This window comes from Rhodoferax ferrireducens (assembly GCF_031458075.1).
Taxonomy (GTDB): Bacteria; Pseudomonadota; Gammaproteobacteria; order Burkholderiales; family Burkholderiaceae_C; genus Rhodoferax_B; species Rhodoferax_B ferrireducens_A.
Genome location: NZ_JAVDXT010000002.1, coordinates 1,287,503 through 1,307,934, shown reverse-complemented (window position 1 = coordinate 1,307,934; position 20,432 = coordinate 1,287,503). Strand labels below are relative to the sequence as shown.

At 62.3% G+C, this 20,432-nt stretch carries 21 protein-coding genes; 8 read left to right on the top strand and 13 right to left on the bottom strand.

The genetic code is table 11. The features are described from left to right. Positions 1-19 precede the first annotated feature (19 nt). Both J2X19_RS15080 and J2X19_RS15075 read left to right on the top strand, forming a co-directional pair. Positions 20-1,321, top strand: a complete 1,302-nt coding sequence (locus J2X19_RS15080; protein ID WP_310374352.1) for an O-antigen ligase family protein — start codon at positions 20-22, stop codon at positions 1,319-1,321. A gap of 1 nt (position 1,322) precedes the next feature. Beyond that, positions 1,323-2,147, top strand: coding sequence for a glycosyltransferase family 2 protein (locus J2X19_RS15075; protein WP_310374350.1), 825 nt, complete (start codon positions 1,323-1,325; stop codon positions 2,145-2,147). A 7-nt stretch (positions 2,148-2,154) separates the two neighbouring features. On the opposite strand, the gene rng is transcribed toward J2X19_RS15075, so the two are convergent. The 12 genes from rng to J2X19_RS15015 all read right to left on the bottom strand — a co-directional run bounded on the left by rng (position 2,155) and on the right by J2X19_RS15015 (position 12,984). Beyond that, positions 2,155-3,657: a ribonuclease G gene (rng, locus tag J2X19_RS15070; protein ID WP_310374348.1), complete on the bottom strand. Its 1,503-nt coding sequence runs from the start codon at positions 3,655-3,657 to the stop codon at positions 2,155-2,157. Between the two features lie 11 nt (positions 3,658-3,668). Next, complete coding sequence (locus J2X19_RS15065; protein ID WP_310374346.1) at positions 3,669-4,271, bottom strand: Maf family protein; 603 nt, start codon at positions 4,269-4,271, stop codon at positions 3,669-3,671. Between the two features lie 86 nt (positions 4,272-4,357). Further along, positions 4,358-4,933 carry a YceI family protein gene (locus J2X19_RS15060; protein WP_116608581.1) on the bottom strand — a complete coding sequence of 192 codons (576 nt, stop codon included), beginning with the start codon at positions 4,931-4,933 and terminating at the stop codon, positions 4,358-4,360. 61 nt (positions 4,934-4,994) lie between these two features. Then, positions 4,995-5,561, bottom strand: coding sequence for a YceI family protein (locus J2X19_RS15055; protein ID WP_116608582.1), 567 nt, complete (start codon positions 5,559-5,561; stop codon positions 4,995-4,997). A 29-nt stretch (positions 5,562-5,590) separates the two neighbouring features. Then, a complete protein-coding gene (locus tag J2X19_RS15050; RefSeq protein ID WP_310374343.1) occupies positions 5,591-6,163 on the bottom strand; it encodes a cytochrome b in 573 nt (190 codons plus the stop codon). A 144-nt stretch (positions 6,164-6,307) separates the two neighbouring features. Next, entirely contained in the window at positions 6,308-8,176 is a 1,869-nt protein-coding gene (locus tag J2X19_RS15045; RefSeq protein ID WP_116608584.1) for an ABC transporter ATP-binding protein, read from the bottom strand. 15 nt (positions 8,177-8,191) lie between these two features. Beyond that, the gene (gene rlmH, locus J2X19_RS15040; protein ID WP_092754661.1) at positions 8,192-8,671 is read right to left on the bottom strand and encodes a 23S rRNA (pseudouridine(1915)-N(3))-methyltransferase RlmH; all 480 of its coding nucleotides are present in this window, start codon (positions 8,669-8,671) and stop codon (positions 8,192-8,194) included. Beyond that, on the bottom strand, positions 8,672-9,457 hold the full coding sequence (gene rsfS / locus J2X19_RS15035) for a ribosome silencing factor (protein ID WP_310374339.1): 786 nt from the start codon (positions 9,455-9,457) through the stop codon (positions 8,672-8,674). Continuing rightward, positions 9,454-10,071 carry a nicotinate (nicotinamide) nucleotide adenylyltransferase gene (gene nadD, locus J2X19_RS15030; RefSeq protein ID WP_310374337.1) on the bottom strand — a complete coding sequence of 206 codons (618 nt, stop codon included), beginning with the start codon at positions 10,069-10,071 and terminating at the stop codon, positions 9,454-9,456. The genes rsfS and nadD overlap by 4 nt, the downstream gene beginning before the upstream one ends. Continuing rightward, positions 10,062-10,955 (bottom strand): oxygen-dependent coproporphyrinogen oxidase, encoded by an 894-nt coding sequence (gene hemF / locus J2X19_RS15025; RefSeq protein WP_310374554.1) that lies wholly within the window; start codon positions 10,953-10,955, stop codon positions 10,062-10,064. Before hemF ends, nadD begins: the two co-directional genes overlap by 10 nt. A gap of 20 nt (positions 10,956-10,975) precedes the next feature. Next, positions 10,976-12,268 (bottom strand): phosphoribosylamine--glycine ligase, encoded by a 1,293-nt coding sequence (gene purD, locus J2X19_RS15020; protein WP_310374335.1) that lies wholly within the window; start codon positions 12,266-12,268, stop codon positions 10,976-10,978. Next, positions 12,265-12,984 (bottom strand): YebC/PmpR family DNA-binding transcriptional regulator, encoded by a 720-nt coding sequence (locus J2X19_RS15015; protein ID WP_116608588.1) that lies wholly within the window; start codon positions 12,982-12,984, stop codon positions 12,265-12,267. Before J2X19_RS15015 ends, purD begins: the two co-directional genes overlap by 4 nt. Positions 12,985-13,054: 70 nt before the next feature. Between J2X19_RS15015 and J2X19_RS15010 the strand changes: the two genes are divergently transcribed. Together J2X19_RS15010 and J2X19_RS15005 are read left to right on the top strand one after the other, a co-directional pair. Next, complete coding sequence (locus J2X19_RS15010) at positions 13,055-14,587, top strand: helicase HerA-like domain-containing protein (protein WP_310374332.1); 1,533 nt, start codon at positions 13,055-13,057, stop codon at positions 14,585-14,587. An 82-nt stretch (positions 14,588-14,669) separates the two neighbouring features. Continuing rightward, positions 14,670-15,638 (top strand): threo-3-hydroxy-L-aspartate ammonia-lyase, encoded by a 969-nt coding sequence (locus J2X19_RS15005; RefSeq protein WP_310374331.1) that lies wholly within the window; start codon positions 14,670-14,672, stop codon positions 15,636-15,638. On the opposite strand, the gene J2X19_RS15000 is transcribed toward J2X19_RS15005, so the two are convergent. Then, positions 15,635-15,898: a DUF2798 domain-containing protein gene (locus J2X19_RS15000; protein WP_116608591.1), complete on the bottom strand. Its 264-nt coding sequence runs from the start codon at positions 15,896-15,898 to the stop codon at positions 15,635-15,637. The genes J2X19_RS15005 and J2X19_RS15000 overlap by 4 nt on opposite strands. A 131-nt stretch (positions 15,899-16,029) precedes the next feature. On the opposite strand from J2X19_RS15000, the gene J2X19_RS14995 reads away from it, so the two are divergent. The 4 genes from J2X19_RS14995 to upp all read left to right on the top strand — a co-directional run bounded on the left by J2X19_RS14995 (position 16,030) and on the right by upp (position 20,278). Then, the gene (locus J2X19_RS14995) at positions 16,030-16,983 is read left to right on the top strand and encodes a LysR family transcriptional regulator (protein WP_310374327.1); all 954 of its coding nucleotides are present in this window, start codon (positions 16,030-16,032) and stop codon (positions 16,981-16,983) included. Positions 16,984-17,075: 92 nt separating this feature from the next. Beyond that, complete coding sequence (locus tag J2X19_RS14990) at positions 17,076-18,356, top strand: GTP cyclohydrolase II (RefSeq protein WP_310374326.1); 1,281 nt, start codon at positions 17,076-17,078, stop codon at positions 18,354-18,356. A gap of 50 nt (positions 18,357-18,406) precedes the next feature. Beyond that, positions 18,407-19,630 (top strand): URC4/urg3 family protein, encoded by a 1,224-nt coding sequence (locus tag J2X19_RS14985; protein WP_405048660.1) that lies wholly within the window; start codon positions 18,407-18,409, stop codon positions 19,628-19,630. A gap of 18 nt (positions 19,631-19,648) precedes the next feature. Next, positions 19,649-20,278 carry a uracil phosphoribosyltransferase gene (gene upp, locus J2X19_RS14980; protein ID WP_116608594.1) on the top strand — a complete coding sequence of 210 codons (630 nt, stop codon included), beginning with the start codon at positions 19,649-19,651 and terminating at the stop codon, positions 20,276-20,278. The last annotated feature ends 154 nt before the right edge of the window (positions 20,279-20,432 follow it).

Genomic DNA, 20,432 nt, shown 5'->3' with positions numbered 1-20,432 from the left:
CCTGCCCCAGGCAACCCAATTGACGCGCATCTTGGCTAGAAGGGAGATTTACCAAACCTCGGCCGAAAACAGCCCGCTGAGTATCCCCGATTTACTATTCATCGCATGTCTGGCGCTGGCACCTTTGTGCCTTCTCAGCGTGCGCAGTTGGACGATTTTTTTTGTATTTTGTCTGGTGGGTATTGCGACCTGGCAATTGGCGCGTACCGAAACTGGATTTGCAGTATTGCGTGGCGAATCCGCCAGACTGTGGATCGTCGGCGCCTTGGCATCGCCCTTGATTGCCGTGCTGGCTGGGCAATTGATCCGGGGACATTGGCAACCTGGGTTGATGGACGGACCAAGCCGGACGCTGCTCGCGATCGCACTCTTTACATATCTTTTGCACAAGCAGATTGATTTTGTGCGCTTGCTGGAGTGGTCCGCACCGCTTTCATTGCTCATACTATGCGGCGTTTTGCTGGTGCACCCCTATGGGTATGCCTCCATGACGAGCGAGCGCTTTGGCACGTTTGCAGTAGACCCACTATCTTTGGGCCAGTATGCGACGCTATTGGGCTTTATTTGCCTGATCACACTGAACCTCTACGGACCTGATCGCATCCTGCTCAAGAGTCTCAAAATCATGGGTATAGCCATCGCTGCCTGGATCAGCATTGGCACAGGTTCACGCAGCGGATGGATTGCTTTTCCGTTTTTGATACTGCTGTGGCTTATTCTGGTACACCAGGTACGCCAGATCAAAACACTCATTCCTGTACTCCTAAGCTTGGGTTTTCTCGGGGTGATGGTGTACGAAACAAATGCCATGGTGCATGAACGCATAGGCTTGGCCATCAACGAATTCTTGGCGTATACGCATGGCTACGGCCACGACACGTCCACCGGGTTACGCATGTCGCTGCTCAAAATGGCGGGCTTGCTTTTTTTAGAGCAGCCACTGGCTGGCTACGGAGATTCGCACTATCCCGCACTATCCGGCATTCCGTCTATTGCCCCCTTTAATACAGAAGCCTTGGAGTTCGCCCTCATCCATAACGGCGTGCATAACGAGATCATGCAGAACGCCCTGCGCTCTGGGGTGTTCGGCCTTGTGTCCAGTCTGTTGATGTTTATCGTGCCAGCGGTGGTTTTCTACCGAGGTACGCGCTCACAGATACCTAGCGTACGCGCCGCCGGCCTGGTTGGCCTTTGCTATATCGTGGCGGTGTTTTGCTTCGGCTTGAGCACCGAAACTTTCAACCTCAAATACACCATCTCGTTTTACGCGCTAATGGTGTCCACTCTGGCCGCGCAAGTGTTGCGGCCACAAACTACCTGATATGAATCCCGCACGCTACGCCCTCACTTTCGCCTGCTACAACCAGGTCGAATACACCCGCCAATGCATAGACAGCATGGTTCGGCACGGCATGGATTTGTCACGACTCATCGTTGTGGACAACGGCTCCAAAGACGACACCCGCAACTACCTACTCACTGTACCTGTCGGTGGGCGCATATACAACCAGGACAACCTCGGCTGCGGAGTAGCCTGGAACCAGGGTGCCCTGGCCTTGCAGGCCGAATGGACTATCGTGATGAACAACGATGTACTGGTCAGTCCACAATGGATCGAATCGCTGATAGGTGCCGCAGAACAACACGGTTTAAAGGTCGTTTCACCCGCCCTGGTCGAGGGGCCGCTGGATTACGACTTTGAACAGTTCGCCCCGATGGCATCGAAAAAAATGGCGGGCACTGTACGGGTCAGTGGGCGCCATGCCGTGTGCCTGGCAGTGCACCAATCGGTATGGATGGACATTGGTTACTTCCAACCTGTACCCAAACTGCTGGGCTATGAAGACACCCTGTTCTTCCACGAGCTGGAGAAAGCCCGCATTCCCATTGGCATGACGGGTGCATCTTGGTTGCACCACTACGGTTCGGTTACGCAATCAGCGATGAAGCAAGAGCGCGGCCTGGCGGAACACGATGGCCTGGGTTACCGCTACAACTACAAATTGCTGAACCAAAGCTGGCTGACCCGCAAACTCGCCAAGTCACGCCGGCTTGCACAGCAGAAAGTCTGGCAGAAAGAAGAACTGGCAGCCCACGCTATGACTATCCATGGACTGCGCGAGAACGGCCAGTTTCGCTGGATTTAAACCAGCCTCACAGCAGCACAATGTCGTACTGCTCCTGGCCCATGGCACCCTCGCTTTGCAACGAGATCGGCTTGCCGATGAAGTCGCTCAGGCCCGCCAAATGCTGGCTTTCTTCATCCAGAAACAGCTCAATCACCTTGGGTGAGGCCACGATGCGGAACTCGCGCGGGTTGAATTGGCGAGCTTCGCGCAGGATTTCGCGCAGGATGTCGTAGGTCACGCTGCGCGCAGTTTTGACCGTGCCTTTGCCGCTGCACACAGCGCAAGGTTCACACAGCATATGGGCCAGCGATTCGCGGGTACGCTTGCGTGTCATCTCCACCAGCCCTAGCGCCGAAAACGCACCTGCCGTGGTTTTGACCCGGTCCCGTCCCAGTTGCTTGCGGAACTCCGCCAGCACCGTCTCACGGTGGTCTTCGCGCGCCATATCGATAAAGTCCACAATCACAATACCCCCCAGATTACGTAGACGCAATTGGCGGGCGATGGCCTGGGTGGCTTCCAGATTCGTCTTGAAAATCGTGTCGTCAAAGTTGCGCGCACCGACAAACGCGCCGGTGTTCACATCCACCGTGGTCAGTGCCTCGGTCTGGTCGACTATCAGGTAACCACCCGACTTCAGATCAACCCGCCGCCCCAGCGCCTTCGCGACTTCCTCGTCGATGGAAAACAAATCAAAAATAGGGCGTTCGCCCTTGTAGTGCTGCAGCTTCTCAACCGCCGCCGGCATGAACTCCTTGCCAAACACCTGCAGTTTTTCAAACTGCTCGCGGGAATCCAGCCGGATGGTCTGGGTTTGCTCACACACCAGATCACGCAGTACGCGCTGCAACAAGTTCAGGTCCTGGTGCAGCAAGGACGTGGGCGGCAAGCGCACCGAGGCGCTTTTGATGCGCGCCCAAGCCTTGCGCAGATAGGCAATATCGTCCGCCAGTTCGGCATCGGTGGCATCCTCACCATTGGTGCGCAGAATAAAGCCGCCACCGCCGCCAGTGCTGGCATCACCCACCAGGGTCTGCAAACGCCGCCGCAAGTCCTCGCGCTGAGCCAGGGGGATTTTTTGCGACACCCCGACATGGTCGTCCTGCGGCAAGAACACCAGCAATCGGCCGGCGATGCTGATCTGGGCGGACAGTCGTGCACCCTTGGTGCCGATCGGGTCCTTGATGACTTGCACCATCAAGGCCTGGCCCTCGAAAACCTGTCGCTCGATGGGTACGCTGGGTGCGGCTGGGCGCGGTACGCCGTTGGCGTCCAGCTCGGCAGCCTTGTGTCCCACAAAGCCGTTTGCCAGGTCGGCCACGTGCAAGAACGCGGCCCGCTCCAGTCCGATATCGATAAACGTGGATTGCATGCCCGGCAAGACCCGCACCACCTTGCCCAGGTAGACGTTGCCCACCATGCCGCGCTCCAGTGTGCGCTCCACATGCAGCTCTTGCACAGAGCCGTGCTCGACCACGGCAACACGGGTTTCCTGGGGCGACCAATTGATGAGGATGTCTTGTTGCATGGCAGGTGTAGTCACAGCTTGAAGCCTACAGCGCGCAGTAGCTGCGCTGTCTCGAACATGGGTAAGCCCATGATGCCTGAATAGCTGCCGCTGATCTGCGAGATAAACCCTGCCGCCCTGCCCTGTACCGCATAGGCTCCGGCCTTGCCCAGCGGCTCGCCCGAGGCCACGTAACTTTTGATCTGCGCCGGGGTCAAAGCAGCAAAGGTCACGCGTGAATCGCTCAGCGCCTCCTGGCGCTTGTGCCGGTGCTGCACGGCTACCGCCGTCAGTACGCGGTGCCGGGTACCGCCCAGCTCGGCCAGCATGCGGGCGGCATCCGCAGCATCGTCCGGCTTACCGAATATTTTGCGGCCCAGAGCCACCGTGGTGTCGGAACAGAGTATCGGAGCCACGGGCAGGCGCCGACGCTTCAGGCGGGCCAAAGCAGCATCAAGTTTTAGGCCTGTAACGCGCTTTACATAAGCGGCAGGCGCTTCGTTTTTGATAGCAACCTCCAAACCTTCACTGTCTTCATCGGCATCCGGCAACAGCAGTTCGTGGCGTACCCCCAGTTGGTCCAACAGTTGGCTGCGGCGTGGGCTTTGCGAGGCGAGGTAAATGAAATCGATCATGGCGCGATTATCGGGTGTGGCTACCCGCAAAAAGAACAGCCCGCCCATCGTTGCGATGGGCGGGCTGACCAGAGAGCTGATGCAGATTACTGTTTGACGGCTTCGACCTGGACCACCAGGCGAACCGCGTCGGGGAAGCCGTAGTTCGCGCCCCAAGTCATGCCCCATTGGCTGCGTTGGATGGTGGTGTCAAAATCACCGCCGCAGACCTCACGTTTGAGCATGGGGTTCTGGTAGCAATTGAACTGGCTGGCCTTCAAAGTGACAGGGTTGGTCTTGCCCAGCAAGGTCAGGTTGCCGACCACTTCCGACACCTTGTCGCCGTTGAAGACAAATTTTTCAGCGGTGAAACCGATGGTAGGAAACTGGGCGACGTTGAAGAAATCCGCGCTTTGCAGATGCTTGTCAAATGCAGCCGTGCCGGTGGACAAAGAGGTTGCGTCGATCTTCAGATCCACTTTACCGGTCTTGCCAGCGCGGTCCAGCTGTACCGAACCTTCTTTTTTGTCGAAGCGGCCACGGTTCGTGGAAGCACCCATGTGGCCGATCTCGAAAGTCACGAAAGTATGGGTTGGATCAACTGCATAGGTTGCAGACTCTGCCTGCGCAGTACCCACGGACAAAGTGGCGATAGCGGCAAGGGCGAGCAAGGTGTGGCGCATGGGTTTCTCTTTCAAGAATGGTTAAGGGAAAAGGGAACTGGTAACACAGACGCTGCAGGGCTTAGAGCTTGCCTACACCGGTCAGGTTGAACTTGAATTTGACCTGCACGTCATCGGCCACCATGGAGGTATCGGCCCACTCGTTTTCGCCGATCTTGAACGCCAGGCGCTTGATAGGCAAAACGCCGCTAGCGACAGTGGAGGGCCCAGTTTGCACCATGCTCACAGGCACCACCACATCGCGGACCTGGCCCTTGATGTTGAGCTTGCCGGCCACGTCAAACTTGCCGCCGCCCAAAGCCTTGATGCTGCTGGAAACAAAAGTCGCTTGGGGAAACTTGCCCAGATTGAACCAGGTGGGCTTGGGCAATTCGGCATCGGTTTCTGGCACACCCAGGGTCGCACTGGCCATGTCCACCGTGAAGCTCACCTTGCTGGTGTCCAGCTTGGCCGGATCAAAATTCAGCTGGGCATCAAACTTCTTGAAGCGGCCTTCGACGGACACACCCATCTGCTTGCTGACAAACACGATTTCGCTCTGGGCCGGCACCAGCTTTTGCTGCGCATAGGCGCCAACGGCAACACTGGAAACAAGCACCGCTACAGACAATTTCAACAAAGAGGACATGGACTACTTTCGCGAGAATAAAAACAGAATCAGGGCAGCATGCGGCCGATCAGGCCGTCACGGTCAATCCACTGGTGCTTGAACGCCGCCGCCACATGCACCACCACCAGGGCGCACAAGGACCAGGCGGCGAGCCTGTGCAGGGGCTTGAGTGTTTCAGCCAGCTCCTTGCTGGCAGACACCAGGTCCGGCAACGGAAGTTGCCCAAACAACACGATCTGGAAGCCGGTTGCCGAGCTATAGGCCCAGCCAAGCAAAGGAACAATGAAGAACAAGGCGTACATCGCGTAGTGCGTGCCTTCATGGGCCCAGTGCTGCCACTTCGGCATGCTTTGCGCCATGGCGGCTGGCAGGGCCGGCGGACGGTGGGTAAAGCGCCACAGCAAACGCAGCGCCGACAGCGCCAGAATCGTCACGCCCGCCCATTTATGCCAGTTGTAGAGCTTGAGCCGCAGCGGAGAGAACGACAAGTCCACCATGTAGGTGCCTGCGGCAAACAGGCCGATCAAGGCCAGCGCAAGTACCCAGTGCAAGGCCATTGCTACACCGGTATAGGCCTTGGGTTTTGCAGACTCTGCAGCGGAAGACGGGGGCAATGCCATATGTACAACACAGGGCGGCTAGGCCCCAATCAGTGAACTCGATGGCTAGTGTAGAAACGGCCTCGGCCGAAAAGTTCACGCAATTCGTCGGAATACTTCGAATTTTTTGAACCCTTGCCCCCCAACCTGGGTGCGCGCTGCGATCTAGACCATCGCAACAGGCTCCGCCTCGTCGTCCTCTTCACCCAGAAAGCCTCCGCTCTGGTGCGCCCACAAGCGCGCGTACAAGCCTCCCGATGCCAGCAAGCTGCGGTGGTCGCCCATCTCCACGATGCGCCCCTTGTCCAGCACCACCAAACGGTCCATCGCGGCAATCGTCGACAGCCGATGCGCAATGGCCACCACGGTCTTGCCCTCCATCAGCCGGTACAGGCTGGACTGGATGGCCGCCTCGACTTCTGAGTCCAGCGCGCTGGTTGCCTCGTCGAGCAGCAGAATCGGCGCGTCTTTCAGCATCACCCGCGCAATTGCAATCCGCTGGCGTTGGCCTCCCGACAGCTTCACACCGCGCTCGCCTACATGGGCATCAAAGCCTTTGCGGCCGCTGGGGTCGCTCAGGGTCTGGATGAAATCAAAGGCTTCGGCACGCCGCGCTGCCGCCTCCATATGGGCATCGGTGGCATCCGGCCGGCCATACAGGATGTTGTCGCGCACCGAGCGGTGCAGCAAAGAGGTGTCCTGCGTGACCATGCCGATCTGCGCGCGCAGGCTCTCCTGCGACACTTTGGCGATGTCCTGGCCGTCAACCAGAATGCGGCCGTGCTCCACGTCGTAGAAGCGCAGCAGCAGATTCACGATGGTCGACTTGCCGGCACCCGAGCGGCCCACCAGACCGATCTTCTCGCCCGCACGGATATGCAGCGACATGCGGTCGATCACCTTGCGCGCATCCGGGCCGGTGGCGCCATAGGCAAAGTCGACGTTCTCGAATTGCACCTCCCCCTTGGGCACGCGCAGTGGCGGAGCCTGGGGAATATCCTGCACCGCCTGCGGACGGGTCAAGGTGTTGAGCCCGTCTTGCACCGTCCCCACATGTTCGAACAGCGAGGCCATTTCCCACATCACCCAGTGCGAGATGCCGTTCAGGCGCAGCGACATGGCGGTCGCTGCCGCTACCGCGCCCACGCCGACCCGCCCCTGCGTCCACAGCCACAGCGCCAGACCAGCCGTCGCCAGTATCAGCAGCATGCCCAGTACGTGGTTGACTACCTCAAAACCGCTGACCAGGCGCATCTGCCGCTGCACGGTCTTCAGGAAATCCTGCATCGCCGAACGGGCGAAACCCGCTTCGCGCCCAGCGTGGGAAAACAGCTTCACGGTCGCAATATTGGTGTAGGCGTCGGTGATACGGCCGGTCATCAGCGAGCGCGCATCGGCCTGCTTCTTGGCCACACCCGACAGGCGCGGCACAAAGTAGCGGATGGCAATCGCGTACAGAATCACCCAGCCCAGAAACGGCAGCAGCATCCAGGCGTTGAAGTTGCCCACCACCGCCACCATGGTGACGAAATAGATGGTCACGAAGACCAGAATATCGCCGAGGATCATGCACACATCGCGCACTGCCAGCGCGGTCTGCATCACCTTGGTGGCAACCCGGCCGGCGAACTCGTCCTGGTAAAAGCCCATGCTCTGGCCCAGCATCAGGCGGTGGAACTTCCAGCGCAGCAGCATTGGAAAATTGGCCGCCAGGGTCTGGTGCTTGAACAGAGTCTGCAATGCAATCAATAGCGGGCTGCCTAGCAGCAGAGCACCCAGCAGCAGCAAACTGCTGCGCTCCTGGGTCCACAGCAAAGCCGGCGGCACCTGGCCCAGCCAGTCCACCACGCGCCCCATCATGGCAAACAGCAAGGCCTCGAACACGCCCACGCAGGCGGTCAGCAAGGTCATCGCCAGGATGTACTTGCGCACGCCCTTGCTGCACGCCCATACAAAATGAAAAAAGCCGCGCGGTGGCGGCTGGGGGGTGTCGTCCGGGTAAGGACTCACCAGGTTTTCAAACCATTTCAGCATGCCTATGTCTCTGGTTCACTCTCGGTGGTAGGGGTGGTTGGCATTCACCGACCACGCCCGGTACAACTGCTCCACCAGCAGCACGCGGGCAAACGCGTGCGGCAGAGTCAGGTCCGATAGCCGGATGCGCTCGTGGGCGGCCTGGCGAAATGCCGGGTCCAGCCCATCGGGACCGCCGATCACCAGCGCCACGTCATCGCTCTCCAACTGCCAGGCTTTGAGCTTACCCGCCAATGCCTTGGTGGTGAGTGCGGTGCCGCGTTCATCCAGGGCGACGATACGGGCATTGCGCCCTATGCTGGACTGGATGGCGGTTTCTATGCGCTCACGCTCGGCCGCGTAAATCGTCTCCAGGGTCTTGGAACCCCGGGGCTCGGTTTTTACGGCCTTGAGCTCGATCTTGAGCTCGGGTGGGAAGCGCTTGGCGTAGTCGTCGTAAGCGGTTTGCGCCCAATCGGGCATGCGCTGGCCTACGGCAACAATCACCAACTTCATTTACTTGCGGCCAGGTGCTCGCTTGGCAGGTGCCTTGGGCGTTTTGGGCGCAGCGCGTTTGGCGGCAGCCGCCTTCTTGACCGTCTCGATCGGGGCCTTAATAACCACGGTCTTCATGGCGGTTTTCACCGCAGTCTTGGCAGGCGTCTTGGCCGCAACGGCCTTCTTGGCGGGCACGGCTTTCTTGGCCGGCGCAGCCACGGCTGCTACCGTCTTGCGGGCCGCCTTCTTGGGCACATCCAACACTGGGCGTTCTGGCGCCAGCAGGCTTTCGGCGTGTTCGCGGGCAGCGATCTTGCTGGCGCGCTTGGCCGCTGCGGGCGACAGCTTCTTGGCCGGGGTCTTCTTGGCGGCAACCTTCTTCACCGGTGCAGCAGGCTCTTCGGCCTTGGGCAGCGGCTTGGCCGCGCCCAGCTTCAGGCGGATCGGCTTTTCGCCCCACAGCTCTTCCAGGTGGTAGTACTGGCGGATCGCGGGTTGCATGATGTGCACCACGGCGCGACCGCAGTCCACAATGATCCACTCGCCATTGGATTCGCCTTCGGTACGGGGCTTGGCAAAACCTGCGTCGCGCACGGCATCGCGCACGCTGGCGGCCAAGGCCTTGGTCTGGCGGTTCGAGGTGCCCGAGGCGATGATCACGCGCTCGAACAGGGCCGACAAGCCTTCGGTGTCGAACACCACGATGTCAACGGCTTTGACATCTTCCAGTCCATCAACGATGGCCCGTTGGAGTTTTTGGGTGTCTTTTTTCGCAACGGTTTCGTTTTGGGCAGAGGTGGTCATCGGTCAGTTCGGTAGAGATGGTGTTGGTCAATATAACGTGCTACGCCCTCTGGGACCAGATGGGCTATCCCTTGCGAGGTGGCGGCGCGGTTACGGATGTCGGTAGCACTGAGCGCCATGGGGGGCAAATGCAGCGCCTGGAAACGTTCCGGCGGCAAGAATTCAGGCATAAATGGGCTGCTGGCGCTGGTTGGATCAGCACGTGAAGCTACGGAAATTATAGCAGTCTGCACAATCTCCTCCCAACCATGCCAACTGGGCAGCCGGCGCGCCTGGTCTTCGCCCATCAGCAGGAACAGCTGGGCCTGCGCATGTTCGGCGCGCAACTCATGCAAAGTGTCGATGGTGTAGGTCGGGCCATCGCGCAGGATTTCCCGTGGATCGACCCGCACGCCAGCGATGCCCGCAAAGGCCAACTGGGCCATCGCCAGCCGGTGCAATGGCGGGCTGAGAGTCCGGCTTTTGTGCCAGGCATGGCCAGTGGGAAACACATACAAGGCGTCCAGCTGCAGCTGCTGCAATGCAGACTGCGCCAGGGCCACGTGCATATTGTGCGGCGGGTCGAAAGCGCCGCCGAACACGCCGATGCGGCGCAAAACCGGGGTCACAGCCATGCACGCGGGACCAGAAACTCGCGCGTCAATGCGTCCTCGGCCGAGCCCGGTTCCGGCTGGTGCTGGTAGGACCAGCTGGCCAGCGGCGGCATCGACAGCAGGATAGATTCGGTTCGTCCGCCCGACTGCAGACCGAAGTGCGTACCCCGGTCCCAGACCAAATTGAACTCCACATAGCGGCCGCGCCGGTACAGCTGGAAAGCCCGCTCGCGCTCGCCGTACGGCGTGTCTTTGCGGCGCAGCAGAATCGGCTCGTAGGCGTCCAGGAATGCGGAGCCCACGGCCTGCACCATGGCCAGGTTTTCCTGCGGACCCAGCTCGGAGAAATCGTCAAAAAACACGCCGCCAATGCCGCGCGGCTCCTGGCGGTGCTTCAGATAAAAATACTCGTCGCACCATTGCTTGAAGCGCGGATATTTGTCGGCACCAAAAGGTGCGAGAGCGCTGTGGCAAGCACGGTGAAAATGCACCGCGTCTTCTTCAAAGCCGTAGATCGGCGTCAAATCCATGCCGCCGCCGAACCAGCAGACCGGCTCACCATCTTGCGGCGTGGCAACAATCATGCGCACGTTCATGTGCACCGTGGGCGCATACGGATTGCGCGGATGGAACACCAGCGACACGCCCATGGCTTCAAACGGCGCACCCGCCAGCTGCGGCCGGTGCTGGGTGGCCGATGGTGGCAACTGCGGCCCGCGCACATGCGAAAAGCCGCAGCCCGCGCGCTCCAGCACCACACCGTTTTCCAAAATCTGGGTAATGCCCTGCCCTTGCAGCTTCTCGCCGGGCGGCTTTTCCCAGGCATCGCTCAGGAAGCTGCCGCCGTCCAGTGCAGCCATGCGGGTGGTAATCCGCGACTGCAGGCCCAGCAAATAGGCCCGCATCAGCTCAGCGGTGTCCAAGCTCAACCTTTGACGGCTCTGAATCCAATATCGCGGCGGTACTGCATGCCGTCGAAATGGATGCCGCGCGTCACCTCGTAGGCGTGCTGCTGCGCCAGCTTGACGTTGTCGGCCAGCACCGTCACGCACAAGACCCGGCCGCCCGAGGTCGACACCACATCGCCCTCCTTGACGGTGCCCGCGTGGAACACCACGGCATCGTCCGTGGCCTTGGGCAAGCCGGTAATCGCATCGCCCTTGCGCGGCGCCATCGGATAGCCATGGGCGGCCACCACCACGCCCAGCGCGATGCGGCGGTCCCAGTCCAGGCTGATCTGGTCGAGCTTGCCATGCGGGCCGGGCTCGGTAGCCGCCCACAGCACCTCGAACAGGTCGGACTTCAGCCGCATCATCAGCGGCTGGGTTTCCGGGTCGCCGAGGCGGCAGTTGAATTCCAGCGTCTTGGGCTTGCCCTTGGCGTCGATCATCAGGCCGGCGTACAAAAAGCCTGTGTAGGTGATGCCGTCTTTTTCCATGCCCTTGATAGTCGGCAGAATGATTTCGCGCATCGCCCGCGCATGCACATCGGCGGTCACCACAGGCGCGGGCGAATACGCGCCCATGCCACCGGTGTTCGGGCCCTGGTCGCCGTCCAGCAGGCGTTTGTGGTCCTGGCTGGTGGCCAGGGGGATCACGTTCTTGCCGTCGCACAGGACGATGAAACTGGCTTCTTCGCCGGCCAGGAATTCCTCGATCACCACCCGCGCCCCACCCTCGTTGTGGCTCACGCCCAAGGTGTTGTCGAGCAGCATGAAGTCGATGGCTTCGTGGGCTTCGGCCAGGGTTTGGGCCACGACCACGCCTTTGCCGGCGGCCAGGCCGTCGGCCTTGACGACAATGGGCGCGCCCATTTTCTCGACGTAGGCATGGGCTGCGACCGGGTCGCTGAAGGTATCAAACTCGGCCGTAGGAATCCCGTGCCGCTGCATGAAGGCCTTGGAGAAAGCCTTGGAGCTTTCTAGCTGCGCCGCCGCCTTGGTAGCGCCAAAGATGCGCATGCCATGGCTGCGGAATTCGTCCACCACGCCAGCCGCCAGCGGGCCTTCGGGGCCTACCACCGTCAGCGAGATGCCTTCGGTCTGCGCCCACTGGCGCAGGGCCTGCACATCAGTGATCGGTACGTTGATGAATTGCTCGTCCAGCGCCGTGCCGCCGTTGCCGGGGGCCACGTAGACCCGGGTGACGCGGGCGCAACCGTTGAGCTTCCAGGCGAGTGCATGTTCGCGGCCGCCACCGCCAATAACCAGGACTTTCATAGGCCAGCGTTGTGAAAGACTTCTTGGACATCGTCCAGGTCTTCGAGCACATCCAGTAGTTTTTGCATTTTTTCGGCGTCAGCGCCTTCCAGTTCTATGGTGTTCTCAGCCCGCATGGTGACTTCGGCCACCTCGGGTTTCAGGCCGGCGGTTTCCAGAGCCAGCTTGATCTTTTCAAAATCGGGGTAGGCCGTCAGTACCTCGATGGCGCCGTCTTCGTCGGTAATTACGTCTTCGGCGCCGGCCTCCAGCGCCACTTCCATCACCTTGTCTTCGTCCGTGCCCGGGGCAAAAACGAATTGGCCGCAATGCTTGAACTGGAACGAGACCGAGCCCTCGGTGCCCATATTGCCGCCGTATTTGCTGAAGGCGTGGCGCACTTCGGCCACGGTACGCACACGGTTGTCGGTCATGGTGTCGACGATGATGGCCGCGCCACCGATGCCGTAGCCTTCGTAGCGGATTTCTTCGTAGGTCACGCCTTCCAGCGTGCCGGTGGCTTTTTCGATGTTGCGTTTGACGGTTTCGGCCGCCAAATTCGAGGCCTTGGCCTTCTCAACAGCCAGGCGCAAACGCGGGTTAATACTAAGATCCCCGCCACCCAAACGGGCTGCCACCATGATTTCGCGGATCACACGGGTCCAGACCTTGCCCCGTTTTTCATCCTGGCGGCCCTTTCGGTGCTGAATATTCGCCCATTTACTGTGACCGGCCACAAGAATTCCTTATCAATTGATTTAATCTACCGGCAGATTTTACTGACCCCCAAACCTCCAGGACACCGCCATGGCCGAACCCATCTTAATCGCCAAAAACGCCACCACCGTCTGCGAGTTGCTGCCCGCCCTGGCGAACCGCCACGGCCTGATCACCGGCGCCACCGGCACCGGCAAAACCGTCACTCTGCAAACCCTGGCGGAAAACTTCTCCAAGATCGGCGTGCCGGTGTTCATGGCCGACGTCAAAGGCGACTTGACCGGCATCAGCCAGGCCGGCCGCATCGGCGACAAACTGGCCAGCGTGCTGAAGGAACGTGGCATCGATCTACCCGAATCCCTGGCCTGCCCCGCCACCCTGTGGGACGTATTTGGCGAGCAAGGCCACCCGGTGCGCGCCACCGTGTCCGACATGGGCCCGCTGCTGCTGGGTCGCATGCTGAACCTGAACGACACCCAGAGCGGCGTGCTGAACATGGTGTTCAAGATCGCCGACGACAACGGCCTGCTGCTGCTCGATTTGAAAGACCTGCGCGCCATGCTGCAGTACGTGGGCGACAACAGCAGCGAATTCACCACCCAGTACGGCAATGTGTCGGCCGCCAGCGTGGGAGCGATCCAGCGCGGCCTGCTGCAGATCGAGTCCCAGGGCGGCGACAAGTTCTTTGGCGAGCCCATGCTGAACATCAGCGACTTCATGCAGACCGTGGACGGCAAGGGCGTGGTCAACATCCTGGCCGCCGACAAGCTGATGAACGCACCGCGCCTGTACGCCACCTTTTTGCTGTGGATGCTGTCCGAGCTGTTCGAGCAACTGCCCGAAATCGGCGACCCCGAGCAGCCCAAGCTGGTGTTCTTCTTCGACGAAGCGCACCTGCTGTTCAACGAGGCGCCCAAGGCCCTGGTCGAGCGCATCGAACTGGTGGTGCGCCTGGTGCGCTCCAAGGGCGTGGGCGTGTACTTCGTGACGCAGAACCCACTGGACATTCCCGACTCGGTGCTGGCCCAGCTGGGCAACCGGGTCCAGCACGCGCTGCGCGCCTTCACCCCGCGCGACCAGAAGGCCGTCAAGGCCACGGCCCAGACCATGCGGCAAAAGCCCGGCCTGGACATCGAAGCCGCCATCACCGAGCTGGCCGTGGGCGAGGCCCTGGTCAGCCTGCTGGACGCCAAGGGCCGGCCCAGCATCACCGAACGCGTGTTCGTGCTGCCACCCGGCAGCCAGCTTGGCCCCATCAGCCCGGAGCAACGCAAAGTGCTGCTGCAGAGCTCACTGGTCGCCGGCGTCTACGAGAAGCTGGTGGACCGCGAATCGGCCGCCGAAAAGCTGCAAGGCCGCACCCAGGCCACCGTCGCCAACGCGTCCAACAACGCCCCGGCAGGCAACCTGCCCGGCCAGGCGGCGCCCGCCTCGGGTGGTGCCCTGGGCGGCGTGATGGGCGGGCTGAACGACATCCTGTTCGGCACCACCGGCCCGCGCGGCGCCAAGCACGACGGCCTGGCCCAGACCATGATGAAGTCCGCCGTGCGCACCATGGGCACCAAGGTCGGCCAGGAAATCCTGCGCGGCGTGCTCGGCGGCATCTTCGGCGGCAAAAGATAAATTTATAAGAAATCGGTCTCTGGCGCAGGTATTATCTGCGCAAGCAGCTACACATTCAATAGCAAACACGGTACCCAGCGCCATGGCAGAACTCCCGCTCCCCAGCTTCGACGACGTGGCCGCAGCCGCCGACCGCATCCAGGGCCAGGCCCATGCCACGCCGGTGCTGCGTTCGCGCACCATCGACGCCCAACTCGGCGCCCAGCTGTTCTTCAAGGCCGAGAACTTCCAGCGCATGGGCGCGTTCAAGTTCCGTGGCGGCTTCAATGCGCTGTCGCGCTTCACGCCGGAACAAAAAAAGCGCGGCGTGCTGGCGTTCTCCTCTGGCAACCACGCGCAGGCGATTGCGCTGTCGGCCCAGCTGCTGGGCATGCCGGCCACCATCGTGATGCCGCAGGACGCGCCCGCTGCCAAGCTGGCCGCCACCCGCGGCTACGGCGCCGAGGTGGTGACCTACGACCGCTTCAGCCAGGACCGCGAGGCCATCAGCCAGCAGATCGCGCAAGAGCGTGGCATGACCTTGATCCCGCCGTATGACCATGCCGACGTGATCGCCGGCCAAGGCACGGCAGCCAAAGAGCTGTTCGAAGAAGTCGGCGAACTGGACTACTTGTTCGTCTGCCTGGGCGGCGGCGGGCTGCTCAGCGGCTCGGCACTGTCGGCCAGGGCCTTGTCACCGCAATGCCGGATCTACGGCGTCGAACCCGAGGCCGGCAACGACGGCCAGCAGTCGCTGGCCCAGGGCCGCATCGTGCATATCGACACCCCGCGCACCATCGCCGACGGTGCACAAACCCAGCACCTGGGCCAGCTGACCTTTCCCATCATCCGCCGCGATGTGGCCGGCATCGTCACCGCCAGCGATGCGCAGTTGGTGCAGGCCATGCGCTTCTATGCCGAGCGCATGAAGATGGTCGTCGAGCCCACCGGCTGCCTGAGCCTGGCTGGCGCCGAACACGGCGGCATGGACATCCGCGGCGCGCGCGTCGGCATCCTCGTCAGCGGCGGCAACGTTGACATGGCGCGCTTCGCGGAGTTACTCGGCAGCTAGGCCTGCACGGTCGCCGCTGTCAGCCGCAGCACCACCGGCCGCACGCCCAGCACGCAGACAAAGGCCACCGGCATGGCCAGCGCATAGGCGCTCAGCACCCGCCACAGGTAGCCGTTGGCCAGGCCGGTGCCGGCGGCCACGATCACCGCGCACATCAAAAAAGCCATGATGCCGGCCATGTAGAAGGCAAACACCACGGGCGTGAAGCGCTTGGGTATCTTCCAGAAGGTCGGGCGTGGCGAAGAGGGGAATGGGGACATGGTGTAGACCTGGTAGTTGCAATCGGATGGCGCAACTTTAAGAGCCATTGCCGCTGCGCACTAGACCGCTGCAGGCACTTTCATTACCAAGCTAAACTTATGAATATACAAATCCATTCCTAAGCGAATCCATGTCCAACCTGCGTGGCATAGAAACCTTTGTGCGTGCCGTCGAAGGCGGCAGCATCGCTGCGGCGGCGCGCCAGCTGGGCATCAGCGCCGCAGCCGCCAGCCAGAACCTGGGCCGGCTGGAGAAAGAACTCGGCACCCGGCTGCTGACGCGCACCACCCGCTCGCAGGCACTGACCGCGGCCGGCGAGGTCTACTTTGCCCAGGTCGGCCCGCTGCTCGACGGCCTGGCGCAAGCCCAATCCGAACTCTCGGCGCTGCAGGACGCGGTGCAGGGCCGGCTCAAGCTGTCCTGCGCGGTCGCCTTTGGCCGGCACATGGTGGCGCCGCTGATGCCGGCCTTCATGGCCCGCTACCCGCGGGTGCACCTGGAGATGCTGATGGTCGACCGCAATGTCGACCACCTGAAGGAAGACGTGGACGCCAGCATCCGCTTCCGCCATGTGCTGGAGCCCGGCCTGGTGGCGCGGCGCATCGCCACGGCGCCCATGGTGTTCTGCGCGGCACCCGCCTATCTGCAGCAGCATGGCCGCCCGACCACGCCCGAAGACCTGGCCCACCACCCTTGCCTGGCGTTTCGCCTACCGCTGGACGGGCGACTCATGCAATGGCCGTTTCTGCGCGACGGGGTCCGCTTCGCCCCGGCCATCCAGACCGCCGCAGTGTGCAACGACATCGACACCCTGGCCGCCCTGGCCGTGGCCGGTGCCGGCGTGGCCCGGCTCGGCAGCTTCATCGCCAACCCCTTGATCGCCGCCGGCAAGCTGGAGCCGCTGTTTCTGGGTTCCGGCGGACGCGGACGCACCCGCGCCGACCCCGAGCCGCTGGAGTACTTCGCCTGCTTCCGCGACCGCCAGCACCTGCCGGTGCCAGTGCGTGTCTTCGTGGATTTCATCGCCGAAGCCTTGCAGGACCACCCGCTGCTGCGCGCGCCGGTGTGGCCGCAAACGGCATGAAACACAAGCCCGCGGCACGCAAAATGCATAGCGTGTACCCTGCTTGCCAGACCGCCCGCCCATCGCTACATTGGATTTTTTGAGGACTCCCCATGCCTGCTGACGTAGCCACCAGCTCCCCCGCGCCCGCCGCTCCGGGCCCCAGCCACATCCGTTTGACCTCCCACGCCAGCGGCTACGGCGCGCTGCCGATACGTTGGGCTGCGGCCACCGCCGCCGAGCGTGGCCCGGTGGTCGGCACCACCACCAAGCGCAGCCACCGCAATGTGATCGGCACGCACAGCGGCAGCTACAGCATTTACCGCGCGCTGGCCATCGCCTCCGGCGGCCTGTCGCCCAAGCACAAGGCCGACCTGACCAACACCATGCCGACCGACGTGATCGGCCCCTACCCGCAGTGGAGCGAGCCGGGCCGCATCGTCGCCATGGACCCCTGGGGTGCCACCATCGCCACCGAATTCGCGGCCGAGCTGGCGGCGGGCTACGACATACGCCCCACCATCGCCGTGACGCAAGCGCATGTGATCCTGCCCGAGGTCATTGAGGCGCTGCAATCCGGCCGCCTCAAGGCTGACGGTAAATATCTCACCGCAGGCGGCGCGGCCATGGTCACCAAGGTGGCGGTGGAGCCGGTCTGGTACCTGCCCGAAGTCGCCAAGCGCTTCAACTGCACCGAGGCCGAACTGCGCCGCGTGCTGTTCGAAGAAACCGGCGGCATGTACCCCGAGCTGGTGACGCGCAGCGACCTGGAAGTCTTTCTGCCGCCCATCGGCGGCTTGACCGCCTACATCTTCGGCAACCCGCGCGACCTGGCGAACCCCGAGGTCGAACTCACCGCCCGCGTCCACGACGAATGCAATGGCTCGGACGTGTTCGGCTCCGACATCTGCACCTGCCGCCCCTATCTGACCCACGCCATTGAGGAATGCATACAGGGCGCGCAGCGCGGCGGCGTCGGCCTGGTGTCGTACTTCCGCAAGGAAGGCCGGGCCCTGGGCGAAGTCACCAAATTTTTGGTCTACAACGCGCGCAAGCGCCAGGTCGGTGGCGACACCGCCGACCAGTATTTCAACCGCACCGAATGCGTGGCCGGCGTGCAGGACATGCGCTTTCAGGAACTGATGCCCGACGTGCTGAACTGGCTGGGCATCCGCAAGATCCACCGCCTGGTGTCCATGAGCAATATGAAGTACGACGCCATCACCCGTGCCGGCATCGAAGTGGTGCAACGCGTGAATATTCCCGAACACATGATCCCCGCCGACGCCCAGGTCGAAATGGACGCGAAAATGGCAGCCGGCTACTTCACCCCCGGTGCGGTGCCAACTGCCGAAGAATTGAAAAAGGCCAAAGGCCGTGGATTGACTGAATGACTATGGATTTGATAGCTGCTGACGCAGATATAACCAGCGCTGCAGCCCTGTTGCGCTCAACAAAAGCGATACGCAGCCGGGCCCAGGGCCTGCTGGCGCGGGCCCGCGCGGGCGGCTCGGCCTACTTCACGGTGGACGATGCGGCACTGCAACCCACCGCCGCCCTGGTGGCCCAGGTGACGCGCGAGCGCTATCCCAGCCTGAAGATCCCGTACCACAGCCGCTGGCGGCATTTCGAAGCCGGCGGCGTGAACCGCACCGCGCTGCTGAACGAAGAACTGGGCAAGGTGTCGGTGGCCAAGCGCGCCCGCGCCCACATCGACCTGGCCATCGTCAGCGTGCTGCTGGATGCCGGCTCCGGCCCCGACTGGAGCTACACCGACCCGCGCACCGGCCAGAAGCTCAGCCGCTCCGAAGGTCTGGGCGTGGCCAGCTACAACGCCTTTACCAAGGGCCTGTTTTCCAGCAAGCCGACCCAGCCCTGCCAGGCCGATGCGCTGGGCCTGCAGAACCTGACGGCACGCCAACTCGGCGACGCCTTCCAGGTCGGCGTGGAAAACCCGCTGGTCGGACTCGAAGGCCGCGCGGCCCTGCTACGACGCCTGGGTGAAGTCATCGCCGCCCAGCCCGAGGTGTTTGGCGGCGCCGGCGGCCTGTGCCGGCCGGGGCGGCTGTTCGACCATCTGGTACCAGCAGATACCGACACGCCGACGGTGGCCGCACACGACATTCTTGTAGCGCTGTTGGGCACACTATCGCCCATCTGGCCTGCGCAGAACGCTATCAAAACCGAAGCCGGCGACGAAATCTCGCTGGGCGATTGCTGGCGCCACAGCGCCGTGCCCGGCGAGGGTGCGAGCGCCGGCTGGATGCCGTTCCACAAGCTGTCGCAGTGGCTGTCGTATTCGCTGCTGGAGCCGCTGGAATGGGCCGATGTGAGCGTCACCGGCCTGGATGCACTGACGGGCCTGCCCGAATACCGCAACGGCGGCCTGCTGCTGGACGGTGGCGTGCTGGCTTTGAAAAACCCGGCGCTGGCCCACACAGCACAGACCGCCGGCGATGAGTGCATCGTCGAATGGCGCGCGCTGACCGTGGCCCTGCTGGACGAACTGGCGCCGCTGGTGCGCACCGAACTGGGCTTGACGGCCGAGCAGATGCCGCTGGCCTGCGTGCTCGAAGGCGGCACCTGGGCGGCCGGCCGCGTACTGGCCCAGCGTCTGCGCGGTGGCACGCCGCCCCTGAATATCGCCAGCGATGGCACCGTGTTTTAACTTGGAATCGAAGACACCATGAGCAACGTACACCTGATCAACCACCCGCTGGTGCAACACAAGCTGACGCTGATGCGCCGCAAGGACGCGAGCACCAACACCTTCCGCCGCCTGCTCAACGAGCTGTCGTCGCTGATGGCCTACGAGGTCACGCGCGACATGCCCATGCAGGACATCGAGATCGAAACCCCGCTGGAGAAGATGACCGCCAAGGTCATCGACGGCAAGAAGCTGGTGTTCGTCTCCATCCTGCGCGCCGGCAACGGCATTCTGGAGGGCATGCTCAGCGTGGTGCCCGGTGCCCGCGTCGGCCATGTGGGCCTGTACCGTGACCCGAAGACGCTGACCGCGGTGGAGTACTACTTCAAGATGCCGCACGACATGCACGAGCGCGACATCGTCATCGTCGACCCGATGCTGGCCACTGGCAACTCGGCGATTGCCGCGGTCGAGCGGCTGAAGGAGCTGAACCCGAAATCCATCAAGTTCGTCTGCCTGCTGACCTGCCCCGAAGGCGTGGCCGCACTGCAGGCGGCCCACCCGGATGTGGACATCTACACCGCCGCCATCGACCGCCAGCTCAGCGACCACGGCTACATCCTGCCAGGTCTGGGCGATGCGGGTGACCGCATATTTGGCACCAAATAAGGCATTGGCGCTTATTCCACAAGCGCCACCAGCTATTTAAAACATAGCGCACCTCGGCCGTGCAGGGCGCGGCCGGGCAGCCTGATTGCGGAAAACGCTGACCCGGCAGAAAACAAAATCACCGACAATTTCCAGCAGAGAAGTGGAGTGGCCG

Bases quoted from the DNA above. Each gene is read 5' to 3' on its own strand.
- J2X19_RS15075 (WP_310374350.1), top strand. From the start codon at position 1,323: ATGAATCCCGCACGCTACGCCCTCACTTTCGCCTGCTACAACCAGGTC.
- rng (WP_310374348.1), bottom strand. From the start codon at position 3,657: ATGCAACAAGACATCCTCATCAATTGGTCGCCCCAGGAAACCCGTGTT.
- J2X19_RS15065 (WP_310374346.1), bottom strand. From the start codon at position 4,271: ATGATCGATTTCATTTACCTCGCCTCGCAAAGCCCACGCCGCAGCCAA.
- J2X19_RS15060 (WP_116608581.1), bottom strand. From the start codon at position 4,933: ATGCGCCACACCTTGCTCGCCCTTGCCGCTATCGCCACTTTGTCCGTG.
- J2X19_RS15055 (WP_116608582.1), bottom strand. From the start codon at position 5,561: ATGTCCTCTTTGTTGAAATTGTCTGTAGCGGTGCTTGTTTCCAGTGTT.
- J2X19_RS15050 (WP_310374343.1), bottom strand. From the start codon at position 6,163: ATGGCATTGCCCCCGTCTTCCGCTGCAGAGTCTGCAAAACCCAAGGCC.
- J2X19_RS15045 (WP_116608584.1), bottom strand. From the start codon at position 8,176: ATGCTGAAATGGTTTGAAAACCTGGTGAGTCCTTACCCGGACGACACC.
- rlmH (WP_092754661.1), bottom strand. From the start codon at position 8,671: ATGAAGTTGGTGATTGTTGCCGTAGGCCAGCGCATGCCCGATTGGGCG.
- rsfS (WP_310374339.1), bottom strand. From the start codon at position 9,457: ATGACCACCTCTGCCCAAAACGAAACCGTTGCGAAAAAAGACACCCAA.
- nadD (WP_310374337.1), bottom strand. From the start codon at position 10,071: ATGGCTGTGACCCCGGTTTTGCGCCGCATCGGCGTGTTCGGCGGCGCT.
- hemF (WP_310374554.1), bottom strand. From the start codon at position 10,955: ATGCGGGCCTATTTGCTGGGCCTGCAGTCGCGGATTACCACCCGCATG.
- purD (WP_310374335.1), bottom strand. From the start codon at position 12,268: ATGAAAGTCCTGGTTATTGGCGGTGGCGGCCGCGAACATGCACTCGCC.
- J2X19_RS15010 (WP_310374332.1), top strand. From the start codon at position 13,055: ATGGCCGAACCCATCTTAATCGCCAAAAACGCCACCACCGTCTGCGAG.
- J2X19_RS15005 (WP_310374331.1), top strand. From the start codon at position 14,670: ATGGCAGAACTCCCGCTCCCCAGCTTCGACGACGTGGCCGCAGCCGCC.
- J2X19_RS15000 (WP_116608591.1), bottom strand. From the start codon at position 15,898: ATGTCCCCATTCCCCTCTTCGCCACGCCCGACCTTCTGGAAGATACCC.
- J2X19_RS14995 (WP_310374327.1), top strand. From the start codon at position 16,030: ATGTCCAACCTGCGTGGCATAGAAACCTTTGTGCGTGCCGTCGAAGGC.
- J2X19_RS14990 (WP_310374326.1), top strand. From the start codon at position 17,076: ATGCCTGCTGACGTAGCCACCAGCTCCCCCGCGCCCGCCGCTCCGGGC.
- upp (WP_116608594.1), top strand. From the start codon at position 19,649: ATGAGCAACGTACACCTGATCAACCACCCGCTGGTGCAACACAAGCTG.